General features: G+C 67.6%; 8 protein-coding genes. All 8 read right to left on the bottom strand.

The features are described 5' to 3' along the window. Positions 1-298: 298 nt before the first annotated feature. The 8 genes from F618_RS0108045 to F618_RS0108010 are packed head-to-tail and all read right to left on the bottom strand — an operon-like array spanning position 299 to position 9,245. Positions 299-1,468, bottom strand: a complete 1,170-nt coding sequence (locus F618_RS0108045; RefSeq protein ID WP_019568254.1) for an aminotransferase class I/II-fold pyridoxal phosphate-dependent enzyme — start codon at positions 1,466-1,468, stop codon at positions 299-301. Positions 1,469-1,503: 35 nt separating this feature from the next. After that, positions 1,504-2,955, bottom strand: a complete 1,452-nt coding sequence (gene der / locus F618_RS0108040; protein ID WP_019568253.1) for a ribosome biogenesis GTPase Der — start codon at positions 2,953-2,955, stop codon at positions 1,504-1,506. 49 nt (positions 2,956-3,004) lie between these two features. Next, positions 3,005-4,165, bottom strand: a complete 1,161-nt coding sequence (bamB, locus tag F618_RS0108035) for an outer membrane protein assembly factor BamB (protein ID WP_019563132.1) — start codon at positions 4,163-4,165, stop codon at positions 3,005-3,007. Between the two features lie 45 nt (positions 4,166-4,210). Beyond that, positions 4,211-4,825, bottom strand: a complete 615-nt coding sequence (locus tag F618_RS0108030) for a tetratricopeptide repeat protein (RefSeq protein WP_019568252.1) — start codon at positions 4,823-4,825, stop codon at positions 4,211-4,213. A gap of 23 nt (positions 4,826-4,848) precedes the next feature. After that, a complete protein-coding gene (gene hisS, locus F618_RS0108025) occupies positions 4,849-6,129 on the bottom strand; it encodes a histidine--tRNA ligase (RefSeq protein ID WP_026331190.1) in 1,281 nt (426 codons plus the stop codon). A gap of 46 nt (positions 6,130-6,175) precedes the next feature. Further along, the gene (locus F618_RS0108020; RefSeq protein ID WP_019568250.1) at positions 6,176-7,348 is read right to left on the bottom strand and encodes a helix-turn-helix domain-containing protein; all 1,173 of its coding nucleotides are present in this window, start codon (positions 7,346-7,348) and stop codon (positions 6,176-6,178) included. Further along, a complete protein-coding gene (pilW, locus tag F618_RS0108015; RefSeq protein ID WP_018169508.1) occupies positions 7,345-8,115 on the bottom strand; it encodes a type IV pilus biogenesis/stability protein PilW in 771 nt (256 codons plus the stop codon). The genes F618_RS0108020 and pilW overlap by 4 nt, the downstream gene beginning before the upstream one ends. After that, positions 8,112-9,245: a bifunctional tRNA (adenosine(37)-C2)-methyltransferase TrmG/ribosomal RNA large subunit methyltransferase RlmN gene (locus tag F618_RS0108010; protein WP_018145980.1), complete on the bottom strand. Its 1,134-nt coding sequence runs from the start codon at positions 9,243-9,245 to the stop codon at positions 8,112-8,114. The genes pilW and F618_RS0108010 overlap by 4 nt, the downstream gene beginning before the upstream one ends. Positions 9,246-9,313 lie beyond the last annotated feature (68 nt).

Here is a 9,313-nt window from a genome sequence, read left to right as displayed (position 1 = left end):
CACGACCGCACTCGGCCACCGCCACCGCAATCGTCTCCTTATGCACGTCCAGCCCGATGTAGGCACCGTAGACGTTGCTCGCTTGCTCGAGCACTCGCTTCACCCCGGCCTGCCCCGTCACCGGGCCTGCATCCTTCACCCCTTCCGCGATAAACTCATTCATGACCTGCCCCCTCGATAATGGCTCTGTGTTGAAGGTGGTTATCCCAACCCCGAAAACATAACCCACGCTCTCGAGGTCGGGCAGGTCAATCCATGATGTCTACAGTGCGATGGTCCCGGAACCGCGAGAGCCGTGTCACCCGCGGGCGAACACGGTTTGCAGGCGCTCCAGCGCCTCGCGCAGGCGGGACTCGGACTGAGTGTAGGCAATGCGCACATAATCACGACCGCGGGTGGGGCTGAAGTCCGTCCCCGGAGTCAGGGCCACCCCCGTCTCGTCCAGGATTCGGGCACAAAGGGCCTCGGAATCCACTCCATGCGCCCGACAGTCGGTCCAGACATAGAACGCCCCCTCCGGGCGTGCCTGCACTTCCAGGCCGAGCCTGGGCAACGCGTCCAGTAGCACATCCCGGCGCGCCTTTAGTTCCTGGACCTGGGACTGCAGCAGGGCCTCGGTTTCGGGGGCGAAAGCCGCGAGTGCGGCGGCCTGCGCCACAGTGCCCGGGGCCACGAAGAGGTTCTGCGCCAGACGCCGTACCGGGTCCACCCAGGCTTCCGGCACCACCATCCAGCCCAGGCGCCATCCGGTCATGGCGAAGTACTTGGAGAACGAGTTGATCACCACCACATCCGGGAAGCCGGCCGCGGCACTGGGCTCCGGGGTATCGAAGACGATCTGGGCGTAGATCTCGTCCATGATCACCAGGCCTCCCCGCTCGCGCACGACCTCGACGATCGCAGCCAGCCGATCACGCGACAGGCAGGTCCCGGTCGGGTTCGCCGGCGACCCGAGCAGCACCGCCCGGGTATTGGCGCCCCACGCGGCGGCAATCGACTCGGCGGTCGGCTGGAAGGCATGTTCGGCCTGGACGGGCAAGCCCACGGGGGTCGCCCCACGCGCGGCGACGAACTGGCGGTTGCAGGCATAGCCGGGGTCCGGCAGCAGGACTTCCTCGCCCGGATTCACCCCCGCCGCCAGCGCCAGCAGGATGGCTGCGGAGGCACCCGCGGTGATCACGATGCGTTCCGGATCGACCTCGGCCCCATGGCGTCGCCGGTAGTCGGCGGAGAGCGCCTCGCGCAGGGCCTGGGTCCCGTGCGCAGGGGTGTAGCGGGTATCCCCCTCCGCCAGCGCGGCGCGACCGGCCGCGATTACCGCGGGCGGCGTCGGGAAGTCCGGCTCCCCTACCTCCAGGTGGATGATGTCGCGCCCGGAGCGCTCGGCCGCCTGGGCCCGTGCCAGGATATCCATCACCCGAAACGGCTCCACTACCTCGGCGAAGCCGGACAGCGCCGGGTCACGCATCGGATTGGCGGGATGCCCCGGGACCACCGGCGCGATCAGCGGCGCACGTGCCGCATCAGACGCTTGCGCTTGTACTGCTGCCTCGGCGTGAGCTTGTTGCGTCGGCCCGCGTAGGGGTTACGCCCGGAGCGGAATTCGAGCCGCAACGGTGTCCCGACCAGCTTGAGCTGCTTGCGGAAGAAGTTTTCCAGGTAACGCTTGTAGCTCCCGGCAAGCGCGTCGGTCTGATTGCCGTGGATCACGATCACCGGCGGGTTCTGCCCCCCCTGGTGCGCGTAGCGCAGCTTGATGCGCCGGCCGCTGATCATCGGCGGCGCATGCTCCGCCACCGCGGCCTCCAGCAGGCGCGTGAGCTCCGGCGTGGAGGTCTTGCGGAAGGCGCTGGCGTGGGCCTCGCACACGTCGTCCAGCAGGTGCCCGACATTGGTGCCGTGCAAGGCCGAGATCAGGCGCATGCGGGCAAAATCGACAAACCCCAGGCGCCGGTCCAGCTCGTCGCGGATGCGCTCGCGCGCGTGGTCGTCCAGGCCGTCCCACTTGTTCACGGCCAGCACCAGCGAGCGTCCGGCCTCGATGACCATCCCCAGCAGGTGGGAGTCCTGATCCGACAGCCCGGCATGGGCGTCCACCACCAGGACCACCACGTGGGCGGACTCGATCGCCTGCAGCGTCTTGATGACGCTGAATTTCTCGATCACCTCGTGGACCCGGCCACGGCGGCGTACACCGGCGGTATCGATCAGGGTGTACTCCTGACCGTCGCGCTCGAACGGGACAAAGATGCTGTCGCGGGTCGTACCGGCCACTTCCGTGGCCACCACGCGCTCATCGCCCAGGATACGATTCACCAGAGTCGACTTGCCGACGTTGGGGCGTCCGACGATCGCGACGCGAATGCCCGGCCAGTCATCCAGCGCCGCCTGCTGCGAGGCTTCGTCGAGGCCGTCACTGGCGGCCTCGTCGTCTCCGGCATCTTCACTGGCCGCCCGGCGCGCGGCCGCCACGTCCTTGCGCACCGCCTGCATCAGGCCCTGTACGCCGCGCCCGTGTGCTGCGGCAATGGAGGTCACCTGCCCCAGCCCGAGGGCGTAGAACTCGGCACTGACGGAATCGGCATCCAGACCATCGGTCTTGTTCACAACGACCCGCGCCTTTACCCCGGCGCCACGCAGCTGATCGGCAATCGCCTGATCCTGCGGCGTCAGGCCGTCACGGGCATCCACCAGGAACAACACATGATCGGCTTCGGCCACCGCGCGCTCGGTCTGCTCGGCCATGGCCCGGTCCATCTGCGCGCCCTCGCCCGAGAGCCCGCCGGTGTCCACGACCAGATAGGGAAAGTCGCCGACCTTGCCAATGCCGTACTGGCGATCACGCGTCAGTCCGGCGACGTCCGCCACCAGGGCATCGCGCGAGCGCGTGAGCTGATTGAACAATGTGGACTTGCCGACATTCGGCCGACCGATCAGGGCGATAACCGGAATCATCTGCGGCTGCGCCCTGCGCGGAGAACCCGGCGTCCTGAAAACCTGTGGCTCACTCGTCACCCCGGATTGAGGGATTCACGGCCGTCAGCTGCCCGTTGTCGGTGACGACATACAGCGTGCCGTTCACCAGGGTGGGACGCGTAACCACGGAACCGGAACTGGCGCGCAGCCGGGCGACAATGCGCCCGTCCTCGACGTCGATCCAGTGCAGGTAGCCCTCGTAGTCGCCGACGATGGCGTGCTGGCCGACCACCACCGGCGCGGTCACACCACGCAGGCGCAGGCCATCCATCTGCCACAGGTCACCACCGCTGCGGGGCTCCAGGCCCCACAGGTGGCTCTCGGCATCGGTCACGACCAGGACATCGGAACGCGTATCCACATCCCCGCCTTGATAGGAAGAAAAATCACGGACCCAGAAGATCTCGCCGGAGTTGAGATCCAGCGCCGCGAGCCTTCCCTGGTAGGTGGCCGCAATGGCAGCGCCGCGATACATCGGGATATGCCCGTCCAGATCCACCATGCGCTCGACCTCCGTGCGCCCGGTGGGAACCCCCAGGGTGGTCTCCCACAGCACGTTGCCGCGGTTGAGCCCCAGCATCAGCAGGCGGCCGTTGTCGAACCCGGCCAGCACACGGCCGGAGGTGATCTGCGGGCGCTGGGCCCCGCGCAGGCTCAGCGAGGGCGTGGTGCGCAGCGCGGTCCACTGGGTGGCGCCCGAGTCGGCGTCCAGGGCATGGATGCGGCCGTCGTTGGTACGCACGATGACCAGCCCGCCAGACACATCCGAGACTGCCAGTACCTCGCTGGAGAGCGCCGCACGCCAGCGTTCGCCATCGCCGTCCAGATCCACGCCGATGGCGTAGCCGTCCAGCGTGCCGACCACGGCGAGGCCGTCACCGACGCCGACCCCCGCGGAGACCCGGGCATCATCCAGGCGCACCTGCCAGCGCTGGCTGCCACCGTCGGGATTCAGACCGGAGACCCGCCCGGTGGCGTCGCTCATCACGACCAGGTCGTCGGTGATTCCGGGATAGACCTGCCACAGGAAGCGCTCGCCACCGCTGCCCACCGAGCGCGACCACAGCCGCTCCGGCTGCGCTTCGGCCTCGAACTCCGGCAGGTCCGCCGGCGGCTCCGTGGTATCGCGCGACCACAGACCGCAGGCGCTCAGGGACAGGATCAGCGCGCTGGCAATCAGCAGGCGCACGACCGGACTCGCAAGGGAAGGCACAGACATCAGGCGACGGGTCCTCTAGACGGAAAGTTCTTCGTATTTCAGACGCAGGTACTCGGGACTGTGCCCCGCGTCCAGTGCAGCCTCGTAATGCTCGCGGGCCCGCTCGCGATCGCCACGGGCGCGGGCCAGATCCCCTTCGAGCTCGCGCTTCAGCCCCGTGAAGGCATCGCTGCGAACGTCCGCCAGGGTCGCCTCGGCGTCATCCAGGCGCTCGGCCAAGATCATCTGGCGCGCAAGACGCAGCGTCAGCACCTCGCGATACCCGCGATCGGGGGCCGCGTCGCGCGCAACCTGCAGCGCGTCGATCGCGGTATCGGTGTCGTCCTGCGCGATCGCCACATCGGCCCGGTAGACCCAGGCAAGCGCGCGGTAGGGCGTACCCCGTCCCTGTTCGATCACCGCGTCGGCCAGTTCCAGCGCGCGATCGGTCTGGCCGGTCTGACCGGCGACCTGCAGGGCCTGATACATCTCGGAGGCTACCTGGGCGCGCGATTCCTCGCGATCGCTCCACCAGTTCCAACCGAACAGGCCGCCGACCCCCAGAACCAGGCCAGCCACAATCGCCATGCCGTTGTTCGCCCACCACTGCTTGATGCGTTCGGCTTTTTCTTCGTCGGTGAGATAACTCATCGTGTTCTCTATCCTTGCGTTGACTACGAGCGCTCTTGCAGAGCCGTGCGCAGATGGTCGGCGAGAGCGGCACGGTCGACGGCCACCTGCTCGCCGCCCTGCGATCTTAACGGCTTCACCGTGACGGTGCCCGCGGCATGCTCGTCACTACCGAGCACCAGGGCATAGTGCGCCCCCAGACGATCGGCACGTTTCATCTGCGACTTGAAGCTGCCGCCACCACAGTGCTGGACCAGTCGCAGCCCCGGCAATTCGCCCCGCAGCTGGTCCGCCAGTTGCAGTGCCGGGCCGACCAGTTCGTCGCCGCCGACGATCAGGTAGGCATCCGGACCCGGCGCTGCCGGGGCGTCCTCGCGCGCCTCCAGCAGCGCAACCAGCCGCTCCAGGCCCATTGCCATCCCGATCGCCGGGGTGCCACGGCCACCGAGCTGTTCGACCAGGCCGTCGTAGCGCCCGCCGGCGCAGACCGTACCCTGGGCACCGAGATCCTCGGTGATCCACTCGAATACTGTATGCGTATAGTAATCGAGCCCACGCACCAGGCGCGGGTTGTGCTCGTACGCGATGCCCAGCGCATCCAGATGCGCGCACAAGCCGTCGAAATGGGTACGCGACTCAGCGTCCAGATCATCCATCAGGCTGGGGGCCTGCGCGACCACCTCGCGGGTATCGGGATGCTTGCTGTCGAGGATGCGCATCGGGTTGTCATAGAGCCGGCGCTGCGCCTCCTCGTCGAGGGCGTCACGATGCTGCTCGAAATAGGCGATCAGGTGGTCGCGATAACGCTGCCGGCTTTCCGGGGTCCCCAGCGTGTTCAGCTCCAGGCGCACGTTCGAGAGCCCGAGCATGCGCCACAGCCGTGCGGTCATCGCGAGCATCTCGGCGTCGACATCCGGCCCCGGCAGGCCGAACACCTCGACCCCAACCTGGTGGAACTGGCGATAGCGCCCCTTCTGCGGGCGCTCATGGCGGAACATCGGCCCCAGGTACCACAGTCGCTGCACCTGGTTGTGCAGCAGCCCGTGCTGGATCCCCGCGCGCACGCAACTCGCGGTGCCTTCCGGGCGCAGGCTCAGGCTGTCGCCATTGCGGTCGTCGAAGGTGTACATCTCCTTCTCGACAATATCCGTGACGTCGCCGATGGAGCGCTTGAACAGCTCGGTCGACTCCACGATCGGCATGCGGACCTCGTGGTAGCCGTAGGCCTCCACAACCTCGCGCAGGGTGGCTTCCAGATGCTGCCAGACATGAATGGACTCGGGCAGGATGTCATGCATCCCGCGGATCGACTTGATCGCTTTCATGGTGTCTTTTTGTTTGTACGTGATGGCCTGCCGGAAAGACCCGGTCTCAGCCTTCCAGATCGAAGCGCGCGGTGCGGTCGCTCCGGATATGCGTCTCGACGTCTACCGGCTCGCCATCCAGCGTCAGCGAGACCCCGGACGCGTTGCCCAGGATCACCCGGCCAGGCAGATCCAGGCGAATCTCCTCGCGGTCACCCGAGCTGAGCACGCCGGTCAAAACCACCTCATCGGCGGCATCGCGGATCTCCACCCAGGAGGTCTCGCCAAATTCCAGCACCAGTTGCGCGCCCTCACCCGCCACCGAACCTTCACCGGAAGTCTCGATCACCGGGGAAGCATCCAGAGGGGCTGCGCTTTCGGCCCGCACGGGGGGCTCTGGCGTGACCGGCTCTTCCGGCACGGCCAGGCGTTCGGTCAGGGCCTCAGCCAGCACGGTGGATTCCGAGGATGCTTCCGGGGCACCGGCCGATCCCTCGGCACCCGCCGGCTCCGGCTGGGTGCCCTCCGGGAGGGCCTCCGGCGCGGGCGTGACGGGCTCCGGATCAGTGCTCCCGGCAATCGACGGGCTCCGCCCTTCGGCGTCGTCCGGGGGCTGGAAATCGGCGAGGCTCGGGACGGCATCCCGCGCCTCGCCCAGGTTCAGTGACGGCCACCCGGGCGTGTCCGTGCGCTCGCTCCAGGCATAGACCCCAAGCCCAAGCAGGATCACGGCCAGCAGCAAGGCGGGCCAGTAAATACCGCGGCCGCGCCGACGCTGACGGTCGCGCGCGGAGGGCGTTGCGACGGCCCGGAGTTCGGGGTCGACCATCCCGTGGCTCTCGAAGGACTGAATCCACGGGTCCGCGGCCACGCCCAGCTCGCGAGCGCAGGAGCGCAGATAGCCGCGCACGTACGCCGGCGGCATGTGATGGAAGCGATTGGCCTCCAGGTCTTCCAGGGTGCCGCGCCCGAGGTGGATGCGGCTGGCCAGAGTCGCGGTGTCCAGACCGGCTGCCTCACGCGCCCGCCGCAGACTGGCGCCGGGCTCGTCCTCACCGCGGGGCGCCTCCGGTCCGGATGCCTCCGGGTGGTCCCGGGTCGTCAGACCATGCGCGGCGGAGAAGGACGGCTCCGGATCGGGGTCCGAACCCTCGGTGCGCAGGGAGGCGACGTTGTTCGTTGAATCATCGACATCCTCGACCCGCCCGAGGCCCGGTTCCTTGTCGCGTGGATCGCTCACCCTTCACGCTCCAGCCGGCGCAGCTCGGCCATCTCGTCGCTGTCCGGGTGATGGCGGCTCAGGCGCTCGGCACACGCGTTGGCCGCGCGGCTGTTGCCCAGCGCGCTTTCGGCCTGATAGCACAGCAGCAGCGTCTCGGCATTCTCGACCCCCTGGCTGTCCAATCGCTGCAGGAAGGCCCGCGTCTGCATCGGCCGGTCGTCCTGATAAGTCAGCCGCGCCATTTCCAGAAGCGCGCGGGGATACTGCGGATTGAGTTCCAGCGCCCGGCGCAACTGCCGCTCGGCCTCCTCGGCATCGCCCGCGTCCGCGTGACAGACGCCGGAGTTCATGTGGGCGATGTCGCGGCGATCGTAATCCGGATTCTTGATCGCCTTGGCGAACAGCTCCTGAGCCTCGTCGAAGTCCTCGCGGGCGCAAAGCAATGCGCCCAGATTGGTCTGCGCAAAGGGGTTGTCCTCGTCGCGGCGCAGGGCGCGGCGATAGTGTTCCTCGGCACGGTCCAGCTGGTCCTTGCGCTCGTAGATCGCTGCCATACCGATATTGGCGAGGACATAGCCGGGGTCATAGTCCAGCGCCCGCCGCAGGTTGCGCTCGGCCTGCTCGAACTCGCCCTCGCGCAGATAGCCGATGCCCAGTTCGGCATGCACCTCGGCGGCATCCTCGCGTTCGCCGGAGACCGGTCGGTCGGCCGTGGCGGCACAGCCACCCAGCAGCAGCGCCAGGGTCAGAACCCCGGCGATGCGCAAACCCGCGCGTCCAGTCATGAAGCCCTCCGATCCGTCTGTGGCAACTCGGCATGCAGGCGGAACATGCGCATGCCACGATTGGTTCGATCCTCGACCTGCCCCACCAACTGCCCGCAGGCGGCATCGATGTCGTCGCCCCGGGTGCGCCGGACGGTGGTCACGTAGCCGGCCTTCTGCAGGCGCCGCTCAAAGGCCAGGACGGTGGCCTCCGACGGGCGTTCGAACGGAGCCCCCGGGAACGGGTTGAACGGGATCAGGTTGATCTTGCCGGGAATACCCCGCAACAGCCCGGCGAGCTCGTTGGCGTGCTCGGGCTGGTCGTTGACGCCGGCCAGCAGGACGTATTCGAACGTCACGCCACTGTGGGCATCGGTTGCCTCCACGTAGCGGCGGCAACTGTCCAGTAGCTCGGCGAGCGGGTACTTGCGGTTGATCGGCACCAGACGGTCGCGCAACGCGTCATTGGGCGCATGCAGGCTGACGGCCAAGGCGACATCGGTATGTGCGCTCAGACGATCGAGGGCTGGAACCAGGCCGGAGGTCGAAAGGGTCACACGGCGCCGGCTGAGACCGTAGGCATTGTCGTCGGTCATCAACTGACAGGACGGGACCACCGCATCGAAATTGGCCAGCGGCTCGCCCATACCCATCAGGACCACGTTGCTGACTGCGCGTTTGCGGCCGTCCGGCGCCGGGAGGCGCTGCATGGCCAGCCACACCTGACCGATGATCTCGGCACTGGTGAGATTGCGGTTGAAGCCCTGCTGGGCCGTGGAGCAGAAGGTGCAGTCGAGCGCACAGCCGACCTGGGAGGAGATGCACAGCGTCCCGCGCCCACCCTCGGGGATGAAGACGGTCTCGATGGCATTGCCGTCGGGGAGCCGCAGCACCCACTTGACGGTACCGTCGGAGGAGGCCTTTTCCAGACCGATCTCGGGAACGCGGATCTCGGTCTCGCGCTCCAGACGATCGCGCAGCTTGCGCGACACGTCGGTCATCTGTTCGAAGTCGGTGACCCCGCGCTGATGAATCCACTTGATCAGCTGGGTGGCACGAAAACGCGGTTCACCCCACTGCGCCAGCAGCTCGACGAGCTGTTGGTGGCTGTAGCCCAAGAGATTCAGGGGGGTGGAGGATGTGTGTGCCATAACAGGGACCGGTTGGCTCAAGTCCCCTAGTGTACTGTGCCGAAGGGATGCCTGCCTACGGGGCCCGC

Origin of the sequence: Thioalkalivibrio sp. ALMg13-2 (assembly GCF_000381185.1) — a bacterium.
Lineage (GTDB): Bacteria > Pseudomonadota > Gammaproteobacteria > Ectothiorhodospirales > Ectothiorhodospiraceae > Thioalkalivibrio > Thioalkalivibrio versutus.
This window is presented reverse-complemented; position numbering and strand designations above follow the sequence as displayed.

What these genes read in the sequence shown, in the direction of transcription:
- F618_RS0108045 (WP_019568254.1), bottom strand. Translation starts at nt 1,468, where the DNA reads ATGCGTGACCCGGCGCTGTCCGGCTTCGCCGAGGTAGTGGAGCCGTTT.
- der (WP_019568253.1), bottom strand. Translation starts at nt 2,955, where the DNA reads ATGATTCCGGTTATCGCCCTGATCGGTCGGCCGAATGTCGGCAAGTCC.
- F618_RS0108030 (WP_019568252.1), bottom strand. Translation starts at nt 4,825, where the DNA reads ATGAGTTATCTCACCGACGAAGAAAAAGCCGAACGCATCAAGCAGTGG.
- hisS (WP_026331190.1), bottom strand. Translation starts at nt 6,129, where the DNA reads ATGAAAGCGATCAAGTCGATCCGCGGGATGCATGACATCCTGCCCGAG.
- pilW (WP_018169508.1), bottom strand. Translation starts at nt 8,115, where the DNA reads ATGACTGGACGCGCGGGTTTGCGCATCGCCGGGGTTCTGACCCTGGCG.
- F618_RS0108010 (WP_018145980.1), bottom strand. Translation starts at nt 9,245, where the DNA reads ATGGCACACACATCCTCCACCCCCCTGAATCTCTTGGGCTACAGCCAC.